Source organism: Escherichia sp. WS338 (genome assembly GCF_046486405.1).
GTDB classification, from domain to species: Bacteria; Pseudomonadota; Gammaproteobacteria; order Enterobacterales; family Enterobacteriaceae; genus Escherichia; species Escherichia coli.
Genome location: NZ_JBJQLL010000004.1, coordinates 42,340 through 66,937, shown reverse-complemented (window position 1 = coordinate 66,937; position 24,598 = coordinate 42,340). Strand labels below are relative to the sequence as shown.

Annotated in this window: 19 protein-coding genes and 1 pseudogene; 12 read left to right on the top strand and 8 right to left on the bottom strand. The window is 45.4% G+C overall.

Translation table 11 applies throughout. From position 1 onward, the window contains the following. The first annotated feature begins 80 nt into the window (after positions 1 to 80). Positions 81 to 1,319 carry an alanine transaminase gene (gene alaC, locus ACJHWT_RS04470; RefSeq protein WP_000785949.1) on the top strand — a complete coding sequence of 413 codons (1,239 nt, stop codon included), beginning with the start codon at positions 81 to 83 and terminating at the stop codon, positions 1,317 to 1,319. A 64-nt stretch (positions 1,320 to 1,383) separates the two neighbouring features. Here alaC and ypdK read toward each other — a convergent pair whose 3' ends face one another. Then, on the bottom strand, positions 1,384 to 1,455 hold the full coding sequence (gene ypdK, locus ACJHWT_RS04465) for a membrane protein YpdK (RefSeq protein WP_010723117.1): 72 nt from the start codon (positions 1,453 to 1,455) through the stop codon (positions 1,384 to 1,386). A 355-nt stretch (positions 1,456 to 1,810) separates the two neighbouring features. Then, on the bottom strand, positions 1,811 to 2,731 hold the full coding sequence (lpxP, locus tag ACJHWT_RS04460) for a kdo(2)-lipid IV(A) palmitoleoyltransferase (RefSeq protein ID WP_000484405.1): 921 nt from the start codon (positions 2,729 to 2,731) through the stop codon (positions 1,811 to 1,813). A 352-nt stretch (positions 2,732 to 3,083) separates the two neighbouring features. Between lpxP and ACJHWT_RS04455 the strand changes: the two genes are divergently transcribed. Continuing rightward, on the top strand, positions 3,084 to 3,326 hold the full coding sequence (locus tag ACJHWT_RS04455) for a YfdY family protein (protein WP_000639883.1): 243 nt from the start codon (positions 3,084 to 3,086) through the stop codon (positions 3,324 to 3,326). Between the two features lie 76 nt (positions 3,327 to 3,402). On the opposite strand, the gene ypdI is transcribed toward ACJHWT_RS04455, so the two are convergent. After that, positions 3,403 to 3,678, bottom strand: a complete 276-nt coding sequence (gene ypdI / locus ACJHWT_RS04450) for a colanic acid biosynthesis lipoprotein YpdI (protein ID WP_000867651.1) — start codon at positions 3,676 to 3,678, stop codon at positions 3,403 to 3,405. Between the two features lie 295 nt (positions 3,679 to 3,973). On the opposite strand from ypdI, the gene ACJHWT_RS04445 reads away from it, so the two are divergent. From ACJHWT_RS04445 to yfdE, 5 genes are all read left to right on the top strand, one after another. Then, entirely contained in the window at positions 3,974 to 4,606 is a 633-nt protein-coding gene (locus ACJHWT_RS04445) for a YfdX family protein (RefSeq protein WP_000825604.1), read from the top strand. 512 nt (positions 4,607 to 5,118) lie between these two features. Then, positions 5,119 to 6,369: a formyl-CoA transferase gene (gene frc / locus ACJHWT_RS04440; RefSeq protein ID WP_000106759.1), complete on the top strand. Its 1,251-nt coding sequence runs from the start codon at positions 5,119 to 5,121 to the stop codon at positions 6,367 to 6,369. Positions 6,370 to 6,422: 53 nt separating this feature from the next. Then, on the top strand, positions 6,423 to 8,117 hold the full coding sequence (gene oxc / locus ACJHWT_RS04435) for an oxalyl-CoA decarboxylase (protein WP_410232314.1): 1,695 nt from the start codon (positions 6,423 to 6,425) through the stop codon (positions 8,115 to 8,117). A gap of 69 nt (positions 8,118 to 8,186) precedes the next feature. Further along, positions 8,187 to 9,131 carry a transporter YfdV gene (gene yfdV, locus ACJHWT_RS04430; protein ID WP_000955028.1) on the top strand — a complete coding sequence of 315 codons (945 nt, stop codon included), beginning with the start codon at positions 8,187 to 8,189 and terminating at the stop codon, positions 9,129 to 9,131. Positions 9,132 to 9,204: 73 nt separating this feature from the next. After that, on the top strand, positions 9,205 to 10,350 hold the full coding sequence (yfdE, locus tag ACJHWT_RS04425; protein ID WP_001317966.1) for a CoA:oxalate CoA-transferase: 1,146 nt from the start codon (positions 9,205 to 9,207) through the stop codon (positions 10,348 to 10,350). 55 nt (positions 10,351 to 10,405) lie between these two features. On the opposite strand, the gene evgS is transcribed toward yfdE, so the two are convergent. Both evgS and evgA read right to left on the bottom strand, forming a co-directional pair. Beyond that, the gene (gene evgS / locus ACJHWT_RS04420; RefSeq protein WP_001317965.1) at positions 10,406 to 13,999 is read right to left on the bottom strand and encodes an acid-sensing system histidine kinase EvgS; all 3,594 of its coding nucleotides are present in this window, start codon (positions 13,997 to 13,999) and stop codon (positions 10,406 to 10,408) included. A 4-nt stretch (positions 14,000 to 14,003) separates the two neighbouring features. After that, positions 14,004 to 14,618, bottom strand: a complete 615-nt coding sequence (gene evgA, locus ACJHWT_RS04415; RefSeq protein ID WP_000991370.1) for an acid-sensing system DNA-binding response regulator EvgA — start codon at positions 14,616 to 14,618, stop codon at positions 14,004 to 14,006. Between the two features lie 415 nt (positions 14,619 to 15,033). On the opposite strand from evgA, the gene emrK reads away from it, so the two are divergent. Together emrK and emrY are read left to right on the top strand one after the other, a co-directional pair. Then, positions 15,034 to 16,197 (top strand): multidrug efflux MFS transporter periplasmic adaptor subunit EmrK, encoded by a 1,164-nt coding sequence (gene emrK / locus ACJHWT_RS04410; RefSeq protein ID WP_000435191.1) that lies wholly within the window; start codon positions 15,034 to 15,036, stop codon positions 16,195 to 16,197. Further along, complete coding sequence (gene emrY, locus ACJHWT_RS04405) at positions 16,197 to 17,735, top strand: multidrug efflux MFS transporter permease subunit EmrY (protein ID WP_001018735.1); 1,539 nt, start codon at positions 16,197 to 16,199, stop codon at positions 17,733 to 17,735. Before emrK ends, emrY begins: the two co-directional genes overlap by 1 nt. A 107-nt stretch (positions 17,736 to 17,842) precedes the next feature. On the opposite strand, the gene dsdA is transcribed toward emrY, so the two are convergent. Both dsdA and ACJHWT_RS04395 read right to left on the bottom strand, forming a co-directional pair. Continuing rightward, positions 17,843 to 19,171 carry a D-serine ammonia-lyase gene (dsdA, locus tag ACJHWT_RS04400; protein ID WP_000426445.1) on the bottom strand — a complete coding sequence of 443 codons (1,329 nt, stop codon included), beginning with the start codon at positions 19,169 to 19,171 and terminating at the stop codon, positions 17,843 to 17,845. A 17-nt stretch (positions 19,172 to 19,188) separates the two neighbouring features. Beyond that, positions 19,189 to 19,407 (bottom strand): annotated as a pseudogene (locus ACJHWT_RS04395) (D-serine transporter DsdX); the annotation flags it as partial. A 242-nt stretch (positions 19,408 to 19,649) separates the two neighbouring features. Between ACJHWT_RS04395 and ACJHWT_RS04390 the strand changes: the two are divergent. Further along, positions 19,650 to 20,645, top strand: a complete 996-nt coding sequence (locus tag ACJHWT_RS04390) for a LacI family DNA-binding transcriptional regulator (RefSeq protein ID WP_001317964.1) — start codon at positions 19,650 to 19,652, stop codon at positions 20,643 to 20,645. Between the two features lie 7 nt (positions 20,646 to 20,652). Here ACJHWT_RS04390 and cscA read toward each other — a convergent pair whose 3' ends face one another. After that, positions 20,653 to 22,086, bottom strand: a complete 1,434-nt coding sequence (gene cscA / locus ACJHWT_RS04385) for a sucrose-6-phosphate hydrolase (protein WP_000194528.1) — start codon at positions 22,084 to 22,086, stop codon at positions 20,653 to 20,655. A gap of 215 nt (positions 22,087 to 22,301) precedes the next feature. Here cscA and ACJHWT_RS04380 point away from each other — a divergent pair, with 215 nt between their 5' ends. Both ACJHWT_RS04380 and ACJHWT_RS04375 read left to right on the top strand, forming a co-directional pair. Next, a complete protein-coding gene (locus ACJHWT_RS04380; RefSeq protein ID WP_001274890.1) occupies positions 22,302 to 23,216 on the top strand; it encodes an aminoimidazole riboside kinase in 915 nt (304 codons plus the stop codon). 71 nt (positions 23,217 to 23,287) lie between these two features. Next, positions 23,288 to 24,535, top strand: a complete 1,248-nt coding sequence (locus tag ACJHWT_RS04375; RefSeq protein WP_001197021.1) for an MFS transporter — start codon at positions 23,288 to 23,290, stop codon at positions 24,533 to 24,535. Positions 24,536 to 24,598 lie beyond the last annotated feature (63 nt).

Below are 24,598 nucleotides of genomic sequence, written 5' to 3'. Positions count from 1 at the left end.
ATCAGGCTATTTTCAAAACAGCCACCATCGTGGCAGCGTCGCTCGGACGGTCCGGGCGCTAACGTTAATCTGAGGAAATTATGGCTGACACTCGCCCTGAACGTCGCTTTACGCGCATTGATCGTCTCCCGCCCTATGTTTTTAACATTACCGCTGAACTGAAAATGGCTGCGCGTCGGCGCGGCGAAGATATTATTGATTTCAGTATGGGTAACCCGGACGGTGCGACTCCGCCGCATATCGTCGAAAAATTATGTACGGTGGCCCAGCGCCCGGACACGCATGGTTACTCCACGTCACGCGGCATTCCGCGGTTACGTCGCGCCATTTCCCGCTGGTATCAGGATCGCTACGGCATTGAGATCGACCCGGAATCAGAAGCCATCGTCACTATTGGTTCGAAAGAGGGACTGGCGCATCTGATGCTGGCGACGCTGGATCATGGTGACACTGTACTGGTGCCTAATCCAAGCTACCCGATTCATATTTACGGCGCGGTGATTGCCGGGGCGCAGGTACGCTCAGTGCCGCTGGTGGAAGGTGTCGATTTCTTCAACGAACTGGAACGCGCCATTCGCGAAAGTTATCCGAAACCGAAGATGATGATCCTCGGCTTCCCGTCGAATCCAACCGCGCAATGCGTGGAGCTGGAGTTCTTCGAAAAGGTTGTGGCGCTGGCGAAACGCTACGATGTGCTGGTGGTCCATGACCTGGCCTATGCCGATATCGTCTACGATGGCTGGAAAGCGCCGTCAATCATGCAGGTGCCAGGTGCACGCGATGTGGCGGTCGAGTTCTTTACGCTGTCGAAAAGCTACAACATGGCGGGCTGGCGTATCGGCTTTATGGTTGGCAACAAAACGCTGGTCAGCGCGCTGGCACGTATTAAAAGCTATCACGATTACGGCACCTTTACGCCGTTGCAGGTGGCAGCGATTGCGGCGCTGGAGGGCGATCAACAGTGCGTGCGCGACATTGCTGAACAGTACAAACGCCGCCGTGATGTACTGGTAAAAGGGCTGCATGAAGCGGGCTGGATGGTCGAAATGCCGAAGGCTTCGATGTATGTCTGGGCGAAAATCCCGGAACCGTATGCTGCCATGGGCTCGCTGGAATTTGCCAAGAAGCTGCTGAACGAAGCGAAGGTCTGTGTCTCTCCGGGGATTGGCTTTGGCGACTACGGCGACACGCATGTTCGCTTTGCACTGATTGAAAACCGCGACCGTATTCGTCAGGCGATTCGTGGAATTAAAGCGATGTTCCGTGCCGACGGTTTACTACCCGCCAGCAGCAAACATATTCACGAAAACGCGGAATAAACACCATCGCCAGAAATGCAAACAGGAGCCAGATGGCTCCTGTTTTTCATTGCACAGTTTGCTTTTAGATCATCAGGGCAAAAGTACCGGCCCAAACGATGACCATAAAAGAAATGCCCATAAAGAAATATTTCACTTTACATCTCTCCGCGTAATTACTGTTACGCCTGAATGACTTCATTACACCTGATACAGTGAGTTGACACCGGGCAAAACGACCTTAAAAGTCCTGTATTTTACCGTGGGCATCACCCCAGAATTCTGAGCTAAACTGCTCCAGACGGCGCTAATGTACGCCTAAAACTGAAACGAGACAAGAGGCATTTTCTTATTTACTTTTAGTAACTTACAAGTGTCTCATATCGGCGACAGTTTAATTTCTGACGGTAATAATTAGAGATTCAGCGAAGGAAAAAACCTTAAGAAAAAAGCCATAAAAACCATGAGGTTATTATGGCTGATTTGAGAAGGGAAAGAGTAAGAGCAGTTTGTTAAATGTATAGCGACGATTCTCCCACCGGGCGCGTTTTAAAGCGACGGTGGATCCAGAGGTACTGCTCCGGTGCGCGCATGATCTCTTTTTCGATAATCTTGTTCATATAGGCAGCGGCTTGATTTTCATCTGCCGGGTAGCCTTCCATCTCTGGGGTGATGTACAAACGATATCCGCTGTAATCTGCTTTTCTTACCATCGTTACGGTTAACATGGCTGCGCCAGAGAGACGTGAAAGGACATACGTACCATTGGTTGTGGCGACATTTTCCACCGCAAAGAACGGCGCGAAGGAGCTGCCTTTACGACCATAATCCTGATCGGGAGCAAACCATACCGCTTCACCTTTCTTCAGTGCACCGACAATGCCGCGCAGATTATTTCTGCCGATCATCGCTTTGTTAGAGCGCATGCGCCCACGGGTCTGCACCCATTCCATCAGCTGATTATTATGTGGACGATAGGTAGCCATCATTGGTTGGCACAGTCCCATCACGCGGCCGCCCAGTTCCAGCGACATAAAATGGACGCCGACAACCATTACGCCGCGATTTTGCATTTGTGCGCGTTTAAGGTTATCCAACCCTTCAACATCAAACCATTTACGTACGCGACTGTCGGGCCAGAACCACGCCATGCCGGTTTCTACCAGCGCCATGCCGAGTGAACGAAAGTTTTCGGCAATCATCTTCTCGCGTTCTTCCGCAGAATGCTGCGGGAAACAAAGTTCCAGGTTTTTACGGGCGATAGATTCACGCCGTTTCAGGAATGGTCGCGCCATTGCGCCAATACGCGTGCCGAGAAAGCAGAGAACAGGATAAGGAAGCTGTACCCAAAGCCAGAGTACACCAAGCCCAAACCATGTGAGCCAGTAGCGAGGATGTAGAAACTCGCGGGAAAATTTGCATTGTGGAAACATAGTTACCTTCTGTAGATACGAATTGTTGTATCGCAGAAGATTCCATGTCGACAGCGGTACACTCAATTGGTTGGGCCATCATGTACGACAATGGTTCCTGTAAAGAGTGTAAAGACTAGTCAGGACATAACCACGAGGAGCATGAATGCGGTGGCTCTACTTTATCACTGGCTGACTGCTTTCAGCTACTGATTATTAATCGTGCAAAGTAAAAAATTTTCCGCACGCAATAGCGTTGCATTTAACGTGCTGTTTTCATTGATGCTTAGCAAAAATTGCCAGAGGTTAAGGATTGTCTTACTATTAAAGTGACTGAAGTTACAGGTTTTTTAGCGCGGCAGGAGGTTGAGCTATGATTTATTTATGGATGTTTCTCGCCCTGTGTATTGTCTGCGTAAGCGGCTACATCGGTCAGGTACTGAACGTGGTATCGGCGGTCTCTTCTTTCTTCGGCATGGTGATCCTCGCTGCACTCATTTATTACTTCACCATGTGGTTAACAGGCGGTAATGAACTGGTGACGGGGATATTTATGTTTCTTGCCCCGGCTTGTGGCTTGATGATTCGCTTTATGGTGGGGTATGGCAGGCGCTAGTGGGTCAGGATGGCTCATTTGGGCAGGTGTTCACATCAGCATCAGGCATGATTGTTCACCTGCCATGTGACAGACGCTATCGCACAGGATGAATAAGATAATTCGCCTTTGTCGAAAAAGGGGGCGTAATGTCTTCTGTGAGATTTAATGGTGGCGCATCTTCTCTCAACTTAAACAAAATCGCCTGTGATGGCTGAAGTTTTGTAGAATGAGTTGTCGTCATCACTGACGTTTTTTCTGTCTCTTTATAGCTCGTCTCACTTCTACCACCAGAAATGGAAAATGCAAAAACATTGCATGCCATAATAGAGACCAATAAAAATAAGCTAAAAATCATTAAGTTTACTTTCATAGAAAGTTATCCTGAAAATGGTTCACTGAGAACCTACGATGTTATGGCTGTATTTACATTTAATTAATCAGTATTTACATCGATATAATAAATGACATCTCTTTGTGGTATATAAGAATAGTTCTCTGTGACAGGAAGCATATTCCTACAATTGTAAGACTAAAATACTTCTTGCGATAATAACTACAACTGTAAGATAACCCTTTCAAAATGACCGTTGCTCTCTGATTTCTCATTTCATGCTCACCCAATATGATGGCGGCGTTTTCTAAAACTGTTAAAGAATGAGGTAAGTATGAAACGTTTAATTATGGCTACGATGGTCACAGCAATTCTGGCATCTTCAACTGTATGGGCGGCTGATAATGCACCGGTAGCGGCACAACAGCAAACTCAGCAAGTTCAGCAAACCCAGAAAACGGCAGCAGCAGAGCGTATCTCTGAACAAGGTTTATATGCGATGCGTGACGTGCAGGTAGCGCGCCTGGCTCTGTTTCATGGCGATCCGGAAAAGGCAAAAGAACTGACCAATGAAGCTTCAGCTTTGTTGTCAGATGACAGTACCGAATGGGCAAAGTTCGCTAAGCCAGGTAAAAAGACCAATCTCAATGATGACCAATATATTGTCATTAATGCATCTGTCGGAATTTCTGAGAGTTATGTAGCGACACCCGAAAAAGAAGCCGCGATAAAAATTGCCAACGAAAAAATGGCGAAAGGGGATAAAAAGGGCGCAATGGAAGAGCTTCGCCTGGCCGGTGTTGGTGTAATGGAAAACCAATATCTGATGCCGCTCAAACAGACTCGTAATGCACTTGCTGATGCGCAGAAACTGCTTGATAAAAAGCAATACTACGAGGCAAACCTGGCGCTTAAAGGTGCGGAAGATGGAATCATCGTCGATAGCGAAGCACTGTTTGTGAACTAAAGCTGACAGGCAATATATTGAGGTAAAGGATTTTACTCCCTCCAGCCGACAATTTTTTATGGCCACAATACGACAGGTTGTGGCCATAAAATTATTTGGCGCTCGCGGTGCTATAAACTCGCATTTTATATTCTTCAAAGTAAACCGCAATAATCCCGTGTCATCATAAATCATTTATTATGTTATGTTTTATGGTACGCTTTAAAAAGCGTAATCATACCCTTACTTGTACATCACCGGCGCTTCTTACAGTTGTAAGAATAACATCACAAATGTCGCGGCCCTCTCTGATTACCGCGAACCAATATTTATCATATTCTTCTTTTCGTCCTCACTACTTACCATGCAGAAAGGAATTGGAAGTGGCGATGAAATGATTATCAGCACTTGATACAGGAATTTAAAAATATCGAGTGCAGCTACGACGATATTTTGCGGATTATTTATAGAGAGCATTATGCCTTAAATAAACGCTAAATTAACATATATTTAATTAACTAATAGGTATTGCTATGTCAACTCCACTTCAAGGAATTAAAGTTCTCGATTTCACTGGTGTGCAATCTGGCCCATCTTGTACTCAGATGCTGGCCTGGTTTGGCGCTGACGTCATTAAAATTGAACGTCCCGGCGTTGGTGACGTAACGCGCCACCAGCTGCGAGATATTCCTGATATCGATGCGCTTTACTTCACCATGCTTAACAGTAACAAACGTTCTATTGAATTAAATACCAAAACAGCGGAAGGCAAAGAGGTAATGGAAAAGCTGATCCGCGAAGCTGATATCTTAGTCGAGAACTTTCATCCAGGGGCCATTGATCATATGGGCTTCACCTGGGAGCATATTCAAGAAATCAATCCACGTCTGATTTTTGGTTCGATCAAAGGGTTTGATGAGTGTTCGCCTTATGTGAATGTAAAAGCCTATGAAAACGTTGCTCAGGCAGCGGGTGGCGCGGCATCTACTACAGGTTTTTGGGACGGTCCGCCGCTGGTAAGCGCTGCAGCGTTGGGTGACAGCAACACCGGAATGCATTTGCTGATCGGTTTACTTGCTGCTTTGCTGCATCGCGAAAAAACGGGGCGTGGGCAACGAGTCACCATGTCAATGCAGGATGCCGTGTTGAACCTTTGCCGCGTGAAATTACGCGACCAGCAGCGTCTCGATAAGTTGGGGTATCTGGAAGAATACCCGCAGTATCCGAATGGCACATTTGGTGATGCAGTTCCCCGCGGTGGTAATGCGGGTGGTGGCGGTCAGCCTGGCTGGATCCTGAAATGTAAAGGCTGGGAAACCGATCCTAACGCCTATATTTATTTCACTATTCAGGAGCAAAACTGGGAAAACACCTGTAAAGCCATCGGCAAACCAGAATGGATTACCGATCCGGCATACAGTACAGCCCATGCCCGACAGCCACATATTTTCGATATTTTTGCTGAAATCGAAAAATACACTGTCACTATTGATAAACATGAAGCGGTGGCCTATTTGACTCAGTTTGATATTCCTTGTGCACCGGTTTTAAGTATGAAAGAAATTTCACTTGATCCCTCTTTGCGCCAAAGTGGTAGTGTTGTCGAAGTGGAACAACCGTTGCGTGGAAAATATCTGACCGTTGGTTGTCCAATGAAATTCTCTGCCTTTACGCCGGATATTAAAGCTGCGCCGCTATTAGGTGAGCATACCGCTGCTGTATTGCAGGAGCTGGGTTATAGCGACGATGAAATTGCTGCAATGAAGCAAAACCACGCCATCTGATATTAACGGGGGCTTCTGGCTCCCAATTTATAAAAATTTCGAGGTTATTAATCATGTCAGATCAACTTCAAATGACAGATGGTATGCATATCATCGTTGAAGCATTAAAACAGAATGGTATTGACACTATTTATGGTGTTGTAGGTATTCCTGTGACGGATATGGCGCGCCATGCCCAGGCGGAAGGCATTCGTTATATTGGTTTTCGTCATGAGCAGTCGGCAGGCTATGCCGCTGCGGCAAGCGGTTTTCTTACCCAAAAACCGGGGATCTGCCTGACAGTTTCTGCGCCAGGATTCCTCAATGGTTTGACCGCATTGGCCAACGCAACGGTAAATGGTTTTCCGATGATCATGATTAGCGGCTCCAGCGACCGCGCGATCGTCGACCTACAGCAAGGTGATTATGAAGAGCTGGACCAAATGAATGCGGCAAAACCGTATGCCAAAGCAGCATTCCGCGTTAATCAGCCGCAGGATCTTGGCATTGCATTGGCACGCGCTATCCGGGTCTCAGTATCGGGTCGCCCTGGCGGAGTTTATCTTGATTTGCCAGCAAATGTCCTGGCCGCGACGATGGAAAAAGACGAAGCGTTAACCACGATTGTAAAAGTTGAAAATCCGTCGCCAGCATTATTGCCATGCCCGAAGTCAGTCGCTAGCGCAATTTCGCTTTTAGCAAAAGCTGAACGACCATTAATTATCCTTGGCAAAGGCGCGGCGTATTCACAAGCTGATGAACAGCTTCGTGAATTTATTGAAAGTGCCCAGATTCCATTCCTGCCAATGTCTATGGCGAAAGGGATCCTCGAAGATACGCATCCACTTTCTGCGGCAGCTGCGCGTTCGTTTGCCCTGGCAAATGCTGACGTTGTCATGCTTGTTGGCGCACGACTGAATTGGTTACTGGCACACGGTAAAAAAGGATGGGCGGCAGATACACAGTTTATTCAACTGGATATTGAACCGCAGGAAATTGACAGCAACCGCCCCATTGCTGTGCCAGTCGTTGGCGATATTGCATCCAGTATGCAAGGTATGCTGGCAGAATTGAAACAAAACACATTCACGACTCCACTGGTGTGGCGCGATATTTTAAATATCCACAAGCAGCAAAATGCACAAAAAATGCATGAAAAGTTAAGTACAGATACCCAACCATTAAATTACTTTAATGCATTGAGTGCCGTGCGCGATGTTTTGCGCGAGAACCAGGATATTTATTTAGTTAATGAAGGGGCAAATACCCTGGATAATGCACGAAATATTATTGATATGTATAAACCACGTTGTCGTCTGGATTGTGGCACCTGGGGTGTCATGGGCATCGGTATGGGCTATGCCATCGGTGCTAGCGTGACCTCTGGTTCTCCGGTTGTCGCCATTGAAGGTGATAGTGCTTTTGGTTTCAGTGGGATGGAAATTGAAACGATTTGTCGATATAACCTGCCGGTGACGATCGTTATTTTTAATAATGGCGGCATCTACAGAGGAGACGGTGTTGATCTCAGCGGCGCTGGTGCACCATCGCCAACGGATCTGTTGCACCATGCAAGGTATGACAAATTAATGGATGCGTTTCGTGGCGTTGGCTATAACGTCACCACGACAGATGAACTTCGTCATGCTTTAACCACCGGAATTCAGTCGCGCAAACCGACCATTATTAATGTGGTCATCGACCCAGCAGCAGGAACTGAAAGTGGCCATATTACCAAACTTAACCCAAAACAAGTCGCTGGTAATTAAATACTGACATCGTCTCCTCTTGCCAACTTATTATGCGATGGTGAGGGGACCCTTATCGGAAATACTATTATGCTAACATTTTTTATTGGCGATTTATTGCCTATTATCGTAATCATGCTGTTGGGTTATTTTAGCGGCAGACGAGAAACTTTTTCAGAAGATCAAGCCCGGGCATTTAATAAACTGGTATTAAACTACGCTCTTCCTGCAGCTCTATTTGTATCTATTACCCGGGCAAACAGGGAAATGATTTTTGCGGACACTCGTCTGACCCTTGTATCACTTGTGGTTATTGTCGGATGTTTCTTTTTCTCCTGGTTCGGTTGCTACAAATTTTTTAAACGTACTCATGCAGAAGCAGCAGTATGTGCATTAATTGCAGGTTCACCTACCATTGGATTCCTGGGATTTGCAGTTCTCGATCCTATTTATGGTGATTCCGTATCAACAGGTTTAGTTGTAGCAATTATTTCTATTATTGTTAACGCAATTACTATTCCTATTGGTCTGTATTTGCTGAATCCTTCCTCAGGAGCGGATGGTAAGAAGAATAGTAATCTGAGCGCATTAATTTCTGCGGCAAAGGAGCCAGTAGTATGGGCACCTGTTCTGGCAACGATCCTGGTGTTGGTTGGGGTAAAAATTCCGGCAGCATGGGACCCAACCTTTAATCTGATTGCGAAGGCTAACTCAGGGGTAGCGGTATTCGCTGCGGGGTTGACTCTGGCTGCACATAAATTCGAGTTCAGTGCCGAAATTGCTTATAACACTTTCCTGAAGCTGATTCTGATGCCACTGGCGCTGCTTCTCGTCGGTATGGCATGTCATTTGAATAGCGAACATTTGCAGATGATGGTACTGGCAGGCGCATTACCGCCGGCATTCTCCGGAATCATTATTGCCAGCCGGTTTAATGTCTACACCCGCACTGGTACAGCGTCATTGGCTGTGAGCGTACTGGGTTTTGTCGTCACGGCTCCTTTGTGGATTTATGTCAGTCGACTGGTTTCATAATTAATCATGTTATTTATTTTACATAAATGCCGAAGTGTCTTTTCACCTTCGGCTTTTTTCAAGGCATAAGCAAATGACAAATAATGAATGCAAAGGGCCGTTTGAAGGCTTATTAGTTATCGATATGACGCATGTCCTTAATGGGCCTTTCGGAACTCAACTTCTTTGTAATATGGGTGCAAGGGTAATTAAAGTTGAGCCGCCGGGTCATGGTGATGATACCCGCACATTTGGTCCCTATGTGGATGGACAGTCACTCTATTACAGTTTTATTAATCATGGCAAAGAGAGTGTGGTTCTTGATTTAAAGAATGATCACGATAAAAGTATATTTATAAATATGCTTAAACAAGCTGATGTATTAGCTGAGAATTTTCGTCCAGGTACAATGGAAAAACTCGGGTTTTCATGGGAAAGGTTACAAGAAATCAACCCGCGCCTTATATATGCTTCATCGTCAGGTTTCGGACATACCGGTCCGCTAAAAGATGCTCCTGCCTACGATACCATCATTCAGGCAATGAGCGGGATAATGATGGAAACAGGATACCCTGATGCTCCGCCAGTGCGCGTTGGTACCTCTCTTGCGGATCTCTGTGGCGGTGTTTATTTATTCAGTGGAATAGTGAGTGCACTTTATGGCCGCGAAAAGAGCCAGAGAGGGGCGCATGTCGATATAGCGATGTTTGATGCCACGCTGAGTTTTCTGGAGCATGGGCTGATGGCATATATCGCGACTGGGAAGTCACCACAACGCCTGGGAAATCGCCATCCCTACATGGCACCTTTTGATGTTTTCGATACTCAGGATAAGCCGATTACGATTTGTTGTGGTAATGACAAGCTTTTTTCTGTGTTATGCCAGGCACTGGAGCTTACAGAACTGGTTAATGATCCCCGATTTAGCAGCAATATTTTACGCGTACAAAACCAGGCTATTCTTAAACAATATATTGAGCGAACGTTAAAAACGCAGGCAGCTGAAGTTTGGTTAGCCAGAATACATGAAGTTGGTGTGCCCGTCGCGCCGTTATTAAGTGTGGCTGAGGCCATTAATTTACCACAAACTCAGGCGAGAAATATGTTGATTGAAGCCGGGGGAATAATGATGCCGGGTAATCCGATAAAAATCAGCGGCTGCGCGGACCCGCATGTTATGCCGGGAGCGGCAACGCTCGACCAGCATGGGGAACAAATTCGCCAGGAGTTCTCATCATAAATGTAAGATGTGCTGGTAAATAGCTCCCACATTTGAACATTGTGGGAGCCGCTATTTAGTCATTTTGCTGACAGAAAACAGTAATCTCCTGGTCCAGCTCTGCAATGTGTTCTTTTACAGAGTTCAGCAACTGAAGAATTTCAGGCTTACTGTCATCTGAAACAGGTGTTATTTCTAACTGGTGGCTAATATTAATCAACTTTTGCAAATTCAGGATGTTAGCCGCACCGTGGATGCGATGAATACACTGATGGAAAGTTCTGTTATCGCCAGCTTCTAGTGCATGAAACGCAGCGGGTAGATCTTTATGCGTTTCATGCTGGAAAGTCATGAGAATCTCCTGCATCAGTTGTAGATCATTCGCCGTATTATTCTTCAGGGCCTCGATATCAAGGTGGCGATACTGAGGTGCAATATGCGCAACCTGGTGTAACTGACTTAAATGTGTTTTCAGTACATCCAGAGTCAACGGTTTGAACAAACATAAGTTCATGCCGCAATTTAACCCTTTTTCACGTTCGTTAGCCTGTGCGTTGGCTGTAAGCCCCCAGATGGGTAAGGAAGAATTTTGCTCACGGAGTTTGCGAGTCAACTCAAAACCATCCATATTCGGCATATTAACGTCAGTAATAAGCAGATCATAATGTTGCATACTGACTTTGTGTAGCGCTTGCACACCATCAGTGGCTTCATCAACATCATATCCTAATAGATTTAGCTGGCGTTTGAGTAATAGCCTGTTGGTCGGATGATCATCCGCGATTAATATGCTCAACTTTTCAGGTAGTGTGATAGGTTGTTCTGCTTTTGCCTCGACAGCCGCCACTTGTTGGGTAATTTCTACCGGGATTGTGATCGTAAATATCGTTCCTATGCCTGGATGACTTTCTAATGACAAATCGCCCTGCATGTTTTTAATTAATTCTTTGCAGATCATTAAGCCTAAACCAGAACCTGTTTGCTGACGACCTGCACTTGTTTGGCTATAGCGTTTAAACAGTTGTTGTTGTTCTTCCTGAGATAATCCACTTCCAGAATCCATAATCGTCATTTTGATAACAGCGTGGTTGTCATCAATGTGACCCAGGGAGGTCGTAATTTTTACTGCCCCCTCGGTAGTAAATTTGAGAGCATTACTCAGTAAATTAGATAAGACCTGCTTAAACGCCTGAGGGTCGATCTTAACCAGGTAGCGTTCAGGAAGCGTACTGCTGCAACTTAATGCGATCGATTTGCTTGCAGCAATCGCAGCGAAAGAGTGACAAGTGTTCTGGACTAAAGTAGGGATATCGACCCATTGTGGTTGAAGTTGATAGTTACCCGATTCAATTTTGTCGACATCAAGGATTTCACCAATTAAGCCGAGGAGTGATTGTCCGGTGGCGTAGGCAAGTGAAATCGCCTCCACCCGTTGTTCCTTGCTAAGACCAGAACCCGACAGAAGTTCCAGGAAGCCCATAATGGAGCTTATTGGTGTTCTTATTTCGTGACTCATTGTTGCCAGAAACTGGCTTTTTGCGACAGTTGCATTGATCGCTTTATTTCTCTCTACTTCGAGTGCATGAATTAAATCACGCGTCTCGGTAATATCTTGCCAACCACAAATATAAACAGCATGTTCGCTTGCTGGCAGATTACATAAGGTATGCCAGTGATTAATGCATCTTTTCTCGATGCCATTATCAATTTCAAATACCTGTGTGTATATTGTTCGGTTTTCTTTCGTTTCTGCTGTGACTTCATGCGTATTAGAAAAAACATCTTTAAAGGGGGATTCACTGTTTTCTAATGGTAACATTGCATTTTTATAGTAATCAGCAGTGAAATAATGTTCAAATGCACTATTGTGACTAATGACATTACCTTGCCAGTTTACAACATAAGTTGGATTCGGTAAGGAATCCGAGAGCGCTTTCCGGAATGATATTTGGTTTTCTAAATCACCCTGAATAACTTTACGACGACGAACTGAGCGTAACAGGTAGAATCCCCATAAAAGGCTACTGCCAACTAATAAAACGGATAATGTCGTAACAATATAAAATTGCTCGCTATAGAGGTCCCATGTGTCAATGGTCACATTGGGCATTTTAATCCATTTTTCGGTCAGGCGCAGAACTTCGCTTGGGGGAATTGCATTCAGTGCTTTATTAATAATATCCTTAAGTTCCGGTTCTCCGCGAGGAAAAGCGAACGAAAGTGATGCATTCTGAACGCCGGGAATAAGAAAATGATAAAGTTCATTAGGATAGTAATGGTCGATCATGTAACGCGAATTTAACTGTGTCGCGACCAGAGCATCAAGTTCACCTTCTTTAACCTTGTGAAATGCAGCGCTGGCGTTATCGACTTTTATCCACTCTACCTCCGGATACATCTCTTTTAATTGCGAATGAAGCTCATAATAATAGGGAATGGCAACTTTCATTCCTTTTTTTAATGTTTGTTCACTGTCAGGCGCTTTTTGCATGACAAAAACGTAAGGCGTTGTTATGAAGGCTTCAGCAAATGAAACATTATTTTCTCGATCTTCACTATAAATAGCGGCGGGCAATATATCCCATCCACCGGGGTTAAGCTGTGTCCCAGCATGAATATTGTGTGAAACGGTGATCGGAGAAAAATTTAAACCTGTTTGCAAGGTAATAATATTAAGAATATCACCCATCACGCCCCGAACTGAGCCAGTTTCATCTGTCATAGAATAGGGTGGCGAGTAAGGATTTTCTAGCACCTTTAAATCGGGATGCTGCTTAATCCACTGTTTTTCATGTTCAGTGAGTTCTAATGGTTTGTTCAGAAAGGCCAGGTTTCCTGTATCAAGCCAATTTTGTGATACTTCATAGCGAACTTCATTTGTTAAAGCATCAACAAATCGATTGAGTACTTCATTAAGAACGATAGAATCTTTTCTGGTTAATAAAAAGTTATATTGACGCGGTGAGTTATAATACTTCACTACATTTAAGGAGTGAGTAAAATAACGGGAAATCATACTGCTGGTAATGATGTTACTACCAATAAAGTAATCATTCTGTCCGGCTGAGACGGATGCTAATGCCTGATATAAATTTGTAAAAGAGATAATTGTTGCTTTTGGAAATGATTGATGAATTACCTCGTCTGGGGGATAATTTGCTACCCGAGCAATATTTACTGGTTTTGATGAGGTAAGCGGTCGCATTGAATCGTGAAGGGTAGTGACCAGCGCCGGAAAGGTAATTATCAGAGGATTGGTTGCAGCAATGTCATCATTAAGAGGCGGCGAAGCAACTAAATGTGATAACACTATATCAACTTCACCGTCTTCCAGCGCGTCCATTGCTTTTTGATGATCTGCGTATTCCCGGAGTGTTAATTTGATATTTAACGCTCTTTTTAAAAGACTTAAATAATCAGCATTAATACCACGAATCCGTTGCTGCGAATCGGTATGCAACAACGTAGCTGTTTGGGACTTGTGTACTGCAATCACAAGATTTTTTTTGCTCGCTAGCCAACGTAATTCCTTGTTGCTCAGACGTAGTGGATCAAGTGTGACACGGTTGTTACTACTGATGCCACGATATTCGATGTAATCTCCGTCTGCGAAACTTATGGTCGACCAAAGACCACAACAGAGAAGAAAAATATAGGGTAAAAACTTCATGTGGTTAGCCGATTTTGTTACGTTGTGCGAATGTGTAAAGATCCATCAGTGATTTGCATTCTAATTTTTCCATCAAGCGACTTTTATAAGTGCTGACAGTTTTGTTGCTGATGAACATTTTTTCAGCAATGTCATTATTATCCTTGCCATCAAGAATATACCGCATGACACTAATTTCTTGTTTCGATAAGGAATCGAGTTTTTGCTGGTCGGACGTTAAACTTCCAACAAACCGGTTGAGAGAGAAGGGGAAATAGCAGTAGCCATTTTTTGCAGCTTCAATAGCCGCAATGATATTGTTCATGCCTTCTTTTTTACTCACGAAACCATTAGCGCCAGCATCAGCACAATGTTTCCCGTAAAAATGGTCATTTTTAGCGGAGACGATAATAATAATTCCGCTATATTGGCGCTTCCTCAGCGTTTCTAACACCTGGATACCGTTAACTCCGGGGATATCGACATCAATGATGACGATATCAGGTTTAAGTGTTTCCACCCGCTGAACGGCACTTCCCCCTTCAGTCAACTCCGCTAAGATTTCAATATCGTTTTTGATCAATAAATTACGAATTGCTGCGATAGCAAGAGGATGGTCATCAATAATTATTGCGTTCATAGATTATTCCCTTTGCAATGAAGCATCTCCCTTCTCCCTGTAGTAATACAGACATAAGGCATCATCTCATTTTCTCAATAAAAATAAGAAAATTTGAGCTTCCTTTAAGATAATTCGACAAGTATACCATATAAATAGTCGGCATATATGAAATGTCAACAATAAAATCAGGTATTGTACCGATGATTTATAGTTTCACATTGGCACTATAAGTCTTCTCACTAATCCTACAGGCGTAAGAATTGTATTGCAAAAGCCACGGTTTAGTCCTCTGTTGTTTTTTTTGCACCTCATTTAAATTAGGCCTCCAACGTTCCTGGGATAATGTGCAACACATGCACTGTGTTTGATATGAAGAATGAATACTCTTTTCATTCAATTCATAAATTTCATCTATGCGAAATGAGAGATAAAAGTGGAACAGATTAATTCAAATAAAAAATATTCTAACAGAAGAAAATACTTTTCTTTATTGGCGGTAGTTTTATTTATTGCGTTTTCAGGTGCCTATGCCTATTGGTCAATGGAATTAGAAGACATGATTAGTACAGATGACGCCTATGTCACGGGGAATGCAGATCCAATTTCTGCACAAGTTTCAGGCAGCGTCACTGTCGTTAATCATAAAGATACGAACTACGTTCGACAGGGTGACATTTTAGTCTCACTGGATAAGACTGATGCCACTATCGCACTCAATAAAGCTAAAAATAATCTGGCAAATATTGTTCGGCAAACGAATAAACTGTACTTACAGGATAAACAATACAGTGCCGAAGTCGCTTCAGCACGTATTCAGTATCAACAATCTTTAGAAGATTATAACCGTCGTGTGCCTTTAGCGAAGCAGGGGGTTATTTCAAAAGAAACGCTGGAGCATACCAAAGATACGTTAATAAGTAGCAAAGCGGCATTGAATGCCGCTATCCAGGCTTATAAAGCGAATAAAGCTTTAGTAATGAACACACCATTAAACCGTCAGCCACAAGTCGTTGAAGCGGCGGATGCAACCAAAGAAGCCTGGTTAGCGCTTAAACGTACGGATATTAAGAGTCCTGTTACCGGCTATATTGCCCAGCGAAGTGTTCAGGTCGGCGAAACAGTGAGTCCCGGACAATCGTTAATGGCTGTCGTACCGGCACGTCAAATGTGGGTTAATGCCAACTTTAAAGAAACACAACTCACGGATGTACGGATTGGTCAATCGGTCAATATTATCAGCGATCTTTATGGTGAAAATGTTGTGTTTCATGGTCGGGTGACAGGAATCAATATGGGAACCGGCAATGCGTTCTCCTTATTACCTGCACAAAATGCGACAGGGAACTGGATCAAAATCGTTCAGCGTGTACCGGTTGAGGTGTCTCTGGATCCAAAAGAACTCATGGAACATCCCTTACGTATTGGTTTATCGATGACTGCAACTATTGATACGAAGGACGAAGACATTGCTGAGATGCCTGAGCTGGCTTCAACCGTGACCTCCATGCCTGCTTATACCAGTAAGGCTTTAGTTATCGATACTACTCCGATAGAAAAAGAAATTAGCAACATTATTTCGCATAATGGACAACTTTAATGGCAATCACTAAATCAACTCCGGCACCATTAACCGGTGGGACGTTATGGTGCGTTACTATTGCATTGTCCTTAGCGACGTTTATGCAAATGTTGGATTCCACTATTTCTAACGTCGCAATACCGACAATATCTGGCTTTCTGGGAGCATCAACAGACGAAGGCACCTGGGTTATCACTTCGTTTGGCGTAGCAAATGCCATTGCGATCCCTGTTACCGGCAGGCTGGCACAAAGAATAGGCGAATTAAGATTATTTTTACTTTCAGTAACCTTTTTTTCACTATCTTCATTAATGTGTAGCCTATCGACCAATCTTGATGTGCTGATATTTTTTAGAGTCGTTCAGGGCTTAGTGGCGGGGCCGTTAATTCCACTGTCACAGAGTTTATTATTAAGGAATTATCCGCCAGAAAAAAGAACATTTGCTTTGGCATTATGGTCAATGACCGTAATTATCGCTCCGATATGTGGGCCAATATTGGGCGGCTATATTTGCGATAACTTTAGCTGGGGTTGGATATTTTTAATCAATGTCCCTATGGGGATTATCGTCCTGACATTATGCTTAACCTTACTTAAAGGACGAGAAACTGAGACTTCACCGGTCAAAATGAATCTACCAGGACTGACCCTGTTAGTGCTCGGTGTTGGTGGTTTGCAAATTATGCTTGATAAAGGGCGCGATCTAGATTGGTTCAACTCGAGTACAATAATAATACTAACAGTAGTATCAGTTATTTCTCTGATTTCTTTAGTCATTTGGGAGTCGACCTCAGAGAATCCGATTCTTGACCTCAGTTTGTTTAAGTCCCGTAATTTCACCATTGGTATTGTGAGTATCACATGCGCGTATTTATTTTACTCTGGGGCAATAGTTCTTATGCCGCAGTTACTCCAGGAAACGATGGGGTATAATGCGATATGGGCCGGACTTGCCTATGCGCCCATCGGTATCATGCCGCTATTAATATCACCTTTGATAGGACGTTATGGCAACAAAATTGATATGCGGTTGTTGGTGACATTTAGTTTTTTGATGTATGCGGTTTGCTATTACTGGCGTTCTGTGACATTTATGCCAACGATTGATTTTACAGGCATCATTTTGCCACAGTTTTTTCAGGGATTCGCCGTTGCCTGTTTCTTTTTACCCTTAACAACGATTTCGTTTTCAGGCTTGCCAGATAATAAATTTGCCAATGCCTCGAGTATGAGTAATTTTTTTCGCACCTTGTCAGGATCAGTTGGTACGTCGTTGACAATGACACTGTGGGGACGCCGCGAATCGTTACACCATAGTCAGTTGACAGCAACCATCGATCAATTTAACCCCGTGTTTAATTCATCGTCACAAATTATGGATAAATACTATGGTTCGCTTTCAGGAGTTCTTAATGAAATTAATAATGAAATAACCCAGCAGTCACTTTCTATTTCTGCAAATGAGATTTTCCGTATGGCGGCTATTGCTTTTATCTTACTTACGGTTTTGGTTTGGTTTGCGAAACCGCCGTTTACAGCGAAAGGCGTTGGGTGATGGAAAAAGAGGAGGCTATAGCAGGTAAAACGGCAGAATCTTAAGTCTGCGTCATCGGCAGCATCGCTCACCCAGGGAAAGGATGGCGATGCTGCGTTGAAACGTTATTAACGGCCTTTTGCCAGATATTGATTCATCTCTTCTTCCGGCACCATTCCACCTCCCGTCGCCCACACTAGATGAGTGGCATTACGCAGTTGTTCTGCGCTGAAACCGTGCATCTGTTGGTAACTTACTGATGCGCACACGCGCTGAGACCCGGCCATACCCGCCAGTGCCGATGGTTCAAGACGAATACCTTCTTCCTGCGCCAGCCAGCCAAGCATGTCATACATGGTTTGATCGCTAAGGGTATAGAAGCCATCCAGCAGACGCTCCATCGCCCGCCCGACAAAGCCTGATGCGCGGCCAACTGCAAGGCCATCCGCTGCGGTAAGGTTGTCGATACCAATATCCTGAACAGAAATCTGATCGTGTAATCCGGTATGGACGCCTAACAACATACACGGGGAGTGTGTTGGTTCGGCAAAAAAGCAGTGAACATGATCGCCAAACGCCAGTTTAAGTCCGAATGCGACGCCACCAGGACCACCACCAACACCACACGGCAGATAGACAAACAGAGGGTTATCAGCATCGACGATACGGCCTTGCTGGGCAAATTGCGCTTTAAGACGCTGGCCTGCGACGGAATACCCAAGGAACAACGTGCGGGAATTCTCGTCATCAATAAAGAAACAGTTCGGGTCAGATTGCGCTGCTTTACGTCCTTCCTCGACTGCAACACCATAATCTTGCTCATATTCCACGACCGTAACGCCATGGCTGCGCAGTTTCGCTTTTTTCCATGCCCGGGCATCAGCAGACATATGTACTGTCACCTTAAAGCCAATGCGGGCGCTCATAATGCCGATTGATAACCCCAGATTTCCGGTTGAGCCCACAGCAATGCTGTATTGGCTAAAGAACTGTTTAAACTCTGGAGAAAGCAGTTTGCTGTAGTCATCTTCAAGCGTCAGCAACCCCGCTTCCAGAGCCAGTTTTTCTGCATGTGCCAGGACTTCATAAATCCCGCCGCGTGCTTTTATGGAGCCGGAAATGGGCAAATGGCTATCTTTTTTCAGTAGCAGTTGCCCGCTGATCGGTTGTTGATATTCCTTTTCCAGCCGTTTTTGCATAGCCGGAATGGCAACCAGTTCTGATTCAATAATCCCCCCAGTAGCAGCAGTTTCAGGAAATGCTTTTGCCAGATAGGGTGCAAAACGGGATAAGCGCGCATGGGCGTCCTGAACATCCTGTTCGGTCAGGCCAACATAAGGTAAACCTTCAGCCAATGAGGTCGTGCCAGGATTAAACCAGGTGGTTTCTTTAAGAGCAACCAGATCCTTTACCAACGGATACTGGGCGATGAGCGAGTTCATTTTAGCGTTTTCCATAGTACGTCTCTTTGCGCTTAGATGATAAATGACAGCAGGAATGTGCCCGCCAGAGCGACGACTGAAGCGATAAATGTCGCTGTCGTATAGTATTTAAATGTTTCATTGAGCGTAGCGCCGCAATATTGCTTCACCAGCCAGAAAAGCGAGTCCGTAACGATCGTGCAGCCAATCGCACCTGAACCGATAGCAATCGCAATAATTTCCGGACTGATGTCGGGATACAGCGGCAGCACAATGATCCATATTTATATTTTCTTCTCCAGGTTGGCGATGCCAGTTGGCATGTTTTACCTACTTGCCTACATGGTTACTCGTTGGCGAGAACAGAGGCGGAATTGGGTACAATTGTCCGGGAATTATTGTTATTTTTTATTGTATTGCCGTGTCGGGTGATAGGGCGTTGAGAATATCGTTGGATCTCGCCAGTGACGTCTGTTTCTGCTACAGTGCCCGTTTTACGGCAAACGGCTTGGGTATGGCTTCATTAAAGGATGTCGCACGCCTGGCGGGAGTGTCGATGATGACAGTCTCCCGGGTGATGCATAATGCAGAATCTGTGCGTCCTGCAACGCGTGACCGCGTATTGCAGGCAATCCAGACCCTGAATTATGTTCCTGATCTTTCCGCCCGTAAGATGCGCGCTCAAGGACGTAAGCCGTCGACTCTCGCCGTGCTGGCGCAGGACACGGCCACCACTCCTTTCTCTGTTGATATTCTGCTTGCCATTGAGCAAACCGCCAGCGAGTTCGGCTGGAATAGTTTTTTAATCAATATTTTTTCTGAAGATGACGCTGCCCGTGCTGCACGTCAGCTGCTTGCCCACCGTCCGGATGGCATTATCTATACTACAATGGGGCTGCGACATATCACGCTGCCTGAGTCTCTGTATGGTGAAAATATTGTATTGGCGAACTGTGTGGCGGATGACCCAGCGTTACCCAGTTATATCCCTGATGATTACACTGCACAATATGAATCAACACAGCATTTGCTCGCGGCGGGCTATCGTCAACCGTTATGCTTCTGGCTACCGGAAAGTGCGTTGGCAACAGGGTATCGTCGGCAGGGATTTGAGCAGGCCTGGCGTGATGCTGGACGAGATCTGGCTGAGGTGAAACAATTTCACATGGCAACAGGTGATGATCACTACACCGATCTCGCAAGTTTACTCAATGCCCACTTCAAATCTGGCAAACCAGATTTTGATGTTCTGATATGTGGTAACGATCGCGCAGCCTTTGTCGCTTATCAGGTTCTCCTGGCGAAGGGGGTACGTATCCCGCAGGATGTCGCCGTAATGGGCTTTGATAATCTGGTTGGCGTCGGGCATCTGTTTTTACCGCCGCTGACCACAATTCAGCTTCCACATGACATTATCGGGCGGGAAGCTGCATTGCATATTATTGAAGATCGTGAAGGGGGAAGAGTGACGCGGATCCCTTGCCCGCTGTTGATCCGTTGTTCCACCTGATATTATGTTAACCCAGTTGCCAGAGTGCTCCATGTTGCAGCACAGCCACTCCGTGGGAGGCATAGAGCGACAGTTCCCGTTCTTCTGGCTGCGGATATATTCGGCTACTCATCACCGCCTCCCCGTCGTTAATAAATACTTCCACGGATGATGTATCGATAAATATCCTTAGGGCGAGCATGTCACCCTGCGGGAGGGGAATACTACGGTAGCCATCTAAATTCTCGTGTGGGTAATACCGCCACAAAACAAGTCGCTCAGATTGGTTATCAATATACAGCCGCATTCCAGTGCCGAGCTGTAATCCGTAATGTTCGGCATCACTGTTCTTCAACGCCCACTGCAGCTGAATCTCAACTGCTTGCGCGTTTTCCTGCAAAACATATTTATTGCTGATTGTGCGGGGAGAGATAGATTGATGCTGCTGGCGTAACGACTCAGCTTCGTGTACCGGGCGTTGTAGAAGTTTGCCATTGCTCTCTGATAGCTCGCGCGCCAGCGTCATGCAGCCTGCCCAGCCTTCACGTTTTGAGGGCATTGGCGATTCCCACATATCCATCCAGCCGATAACAATACGCCGACCATCCTTCGCTAAAAAGCTTTGTGGTGCATAAAAGTCATGCCCGCTATCAAGTTCAGTAAAATGCCCGGATTGTGCAAAAAGTCGTCCTGGCGACCACATTCCGGGTATTACGCCACTTTGAAAGCGATTTCGGTAACTGTATCCCTCGGCATTCATTCCCTGCGGGGAAAACATCAGATAATGCTGATCGCCAAGGCTGAAAAAGTCCGGACATTCCCACATATAGCTTTCACCCGCATCAGCGTGGGCCAGTACGCGATCGAAAGTCCATTCACGCAATGAACTGCCGCGATAAAGCAGGATCTGCCCCGTGTTGCCTGGATCTTTCGCCCCGACTACCATCCACCATGTGTCGGCTTCACGCCACACTTTAGGATCGCGGAAGTGCATGATGCCTTCTGGTGGAGTGAGGATCACACCCTGTTTCTCGAAATGAATACCATCCCGACTGGTAGCCAGACATTGTACTTCGCGAATTGCATCGTCATTACCTGCACCATCGAGCCAGACGTGTCCGGTGTAGATAAGTGAGAGGACACCATTGTCATCGACAGCACTACCTGAAAAACACCCGTCTTTGTCATTCTCGTCTCCTGGCGCTAGCGCAATAGGCTCATGCTGCCAGTGGATCATATCGTCGCTGGTGGCATGTCCCCAGTGCATTGGCCCCCAGTGTTCGCTCATCGGGTGATGTTGATAAAACGCGTGATAACGATCGTTAAACCAGATTAGGCCGTTTGGATCGTTCATCCACCCGGCGGGAGGCGCGAGGTGAAAATGGGGATAGAAAGTGTTACCTCGGCGCTCGTGAAGTTTTGCTAGTGCGTTTTGCGCCGCATGTAATCGAGATTGCGTCATTTTTATCATCCTGGTTAAGCAAATTGGGTGAATTGTTAACGTTAACTTTTATAAAAATAAAGTCCCTTACTTTCATAAATGCGATGAATATCACAAATGTTAACGTTAACTATGACGTTTTGTGATCGAATATGCATGTTTTAGTAAATCCATGACGATTTTGCGAAAAAGAGGTTTATCACTATGCGTAAGTCAGATGAATTTAAGGGAAAAAAATGTCAGCCAAAGTATGGGTTTTAGGGGATGCGGTCGTAGATCTCTTGCCAGAATCAGACGGGCGGCTACTGCCTTGTCCTGGCGGCGCGCCAGCTAACGTTGCGGTGGGAATCGCCAGATTAGGCGGAACAAGTGGGTTTATAGGTCGGGTCGGTGATGATCCTTTTGGTGCGTTAATGCAAAGAACGCTGCTAACTGAGGGTGTCGATATCACGTATCTGAAGCAAGATGAATGGCACCGGACATCCACGGTGCTTGTCGATCTGAACGATCAAGGAGAACGTTCATTTACGTTTATGGTCCGCCCCAGTGCCGATCTTTTTTTAGAGACGACAGACTTGCCCTGCTGGCGACATGGCGAATGGTTACATCTCTGTTCAATTGCGTTGTCTGCCGAGCCTTCGCGTACCAGCGCATTTACTGCGATGACGGCGATCCGGCATGCCGGAGGTTTTGTCAGCTTCGATCCCAATATTCGTGAAGATCTATGGCAAGACGAGCATTTGCTCCGCTTGTGTTTGCGGCAGGCGCTACAACTGGCGGATGTCGTCAAGCTCTCGGAAGAAGAATGGCGACTTATCAGTGGAAAAACACAGAACGATTGGGATATATGCGCCCTGGCAAAAGAGTATGAGATCGCCATGCTGTTGGTGACTAAAGGTGCAGAAGGGGTGGTGGTCTGTTATCGAGGACAAGTTCACCATTTTGCTGGAATGTCTGTGAATTGTGTCGATAGCACGGGGGCGGGAGATGCGTTCGTTGCCGGGTTACTCACAGGTCTGTCCTCTACGGGATTATCTACAGATGAAAGAGAAATGCGACGAATTATCGATCTCGCCCAACGTTGCGGAGCGCTTGCAGTAACGGCGAAAGGGGCGATGACAGCGCTGCCATGTCGACAAGAACTGGAATAGTGAGAAGTAAACGGCGAGGCCGCTCTTATCTCTAAATAGGACATGAATTTTTTAACGACAGGCAGGTAATTATGGCACTGAATATTCCATTCAGAAATGCGTACTATCGTTTTGCATCCAGTTACTCATTTCTCTTTTTTATTTCCTGGTCGCTGTGGTGGTCGTTATACGCTATTTGGCTGAAAGGACATCTAGGATTAACAGGGACGGAATTAGGTACACTTTATTCGGTCAACCAGTTTACCAGCATTCTATTTATGATGTTCTACGGCATCGTTCAGGATAAACTCGGTCTGAAGAAACCGCTCATCTGGTGTATGAGTTTCATTCTGGTCTTGACCGGACCGTTTATGATTTACGTTTATGAACCGTTACTGCAAAGCAATTTTTCTGTAGGTCTAATTCTGGGGGCGCTCTTTTTTGGCCTAGGGTATCTGGCGGGATGCGGTTTGCTTGACAGCTTCACCGAAAAAATGGCGCGAAATTTTCATTTCGAATATGGAACAGCGCGCGCCTGGGGATCTTTTGGCTATGCTATTGGCGCGTTCTTTGCTGGTATATTTTTTAGTATCAGTCCCCATATCAACTTCTGGTTGGTCTCGCTATTTGGCGCTGTATTTATGATGATCAACATGCGTTTTAAAGATAAGGATCACCAGTGCATAGCGGCGGATGCGGGAGGGGTAAAAAAAGAGGATTTTATCGCAGTTTTCAAGGATCGAAACTTCTGGGTTTTTGTCATATTTATTGTGGGGACGTGGTCTTTCTATAACATTTTTGATCAACAACTCTTTCCTGTCTTTTATGCAGGTTTATTCGAATCACACGATGTAGGAACGCGCCTGTATGGTTATCTCAACTCATTCCAGGTGGTACTCGAAGCGCTGTGCATGGCGATTATTCCTTTCTTTGTGAATCGGGTAGGGCCAAAAAATGCATTACTTATCGGTGTTGTGATTATGGCGTTGCGTATCCTTTCCTGCGCGCTGTTCGTTAACCCCTGGATTATTTCATTAGTGAAGCTGTTACATGCCATTGAGGTTCCACTTTGTGTCATATCCGTCTTCAAATACAGCGTGGCAAACTTTGATAAGCGCCTGTCGTCGACGATCTTTCTGATTGGTTTTCAAATTGCCAGTTCGCTTGGGATTGTGCTGCTTTCAACGCCGACTGGGATACTCTTTGACCACGCAGGCTACCAGACAGTTTTCTTCGCAATTTCGGGTATTGTCTGCCTGATGTTGCTATTTGGCATTTTCTTCCTGAGTAAAAAACGCGAGCAAATAGTTATGGAAACGCCTGTACCTTCAGCAATATAGACGTAAACTTTTTCCGGTTGTTGTCGATATCTCCATATCCCTCAACCGGAAAATAATAATACA

Bases quoted from the DNA above. Each gene is read 5' to 3' on its own strand.
- alaC (WP_000785949.1), top strand. From the start codon at position 81: ATGGCTGACACTCGCCCTGAACGTCGCTTTACGCGCATTGATCGTCTC.
- lpxP (WP_000484405.1), bottom strand. From the start codon at position 2,731: ATGTTTCCACAATGCAAATTTTCCCGCGAGTTTCTACATCCTCGCTAC.
- ACJHWT_RS04455 (WP_000639883.1), top strand. From the start codon at position 3,084: ATGATTTATTTATGGATGTTTCTCGCCCTGTGTATTGTCTGCGTAAGC.
- ypdI (WP_000867651.1), bottom strand. From the start codon at position 3,678: ATGAAAGTAAACTTAATGATTTTTAGCTTATTTTTATTGGTCTCTATT.
- ACJHWT_RS04445 (WP_000825604.1), top strand. From the start codon at position 3,974: ATGAAACGTTTAATTATGGCTACGATGGTCACAGCAATTCTGGCATCT.
- frc (WP_000106759.1), top strand. From the start codon at position 5,119: ATGTCAACTCCACTTCAAGGAATTAAAGTTCTCGATTTCACTGGTGTG.
- oxc (WP_410232314.1), top strand. From the start codon at position 6,423: ATGTCAGATCAACTTCAAATGACAGATGGTATGCATATCATCGTTGAA.
- yfdV (WP_000955028.1), top strand. From the start codon at position 8,187: ATGCTAACATTTTTTATTGGCGATTTATTGCCTATTATCGTAATCATG.
- yfdE (WP_001317966.1), top strand. From the start codon at position 9,205: ATGACAAATAATGAATGCAAAGGGCCGTTTGAAGGCTTATTAGTTATC.
- evgS (WP_001317965.1), bottom strand. From the start codon at position 13,999: ATGAAGTTTTTACCCTATATTTTTCTTCTCTGTTGTGGTCTTTGGTCG.
- evgA (WP_000991370.1), bottom strand. From the start codon at position 14,618: ATGAACGCAATAATTATTGATGACCATCCTCTTGCTATCGCAGCAATT.
- emrY (WP_001018735.1), top strand. From the start codon at position 16,197: ATGGCAATCACTAAATCAACTCCGGCACCATTAACCGGTGGGACGTTA.
- dsdA (WP_000426445.1), bottom strand. From the start codon at position 19,171: ATGGAAAACGCTAAAATGAACTCGCTCATCGCCCAGTATCCGTTGGTA.
- ACJHWT_RS04390 (WP_001317964.1), top strand. From the start codon at position 19,650: ATGGCTTCATTAAAGGATGTCGCACGCCTGGCGGGAGTGTCGATGATG.
- cscA (WP_000194528.1), bottom strand. From the start codon at position 22,086: ATGACGCAATCTCGATTACATGCGGCGCAAAACGCACTAGCAAAACTT.
- ACJHWT_RS04380 (WP_001274890.1), top strand. From the start codon at position 22,302: ATGTCAGCCAAAGTATGGGTTTTAGGGGATGCGGTCGTAGATCTCTTG.
- ACJHWT_RS04375 (WP_001197021.1), top strand. From the start codon at position 23,288: ATGGCACTGAATATTCCATTCAGAAATGCGTACTATCGTTTTGCATCC.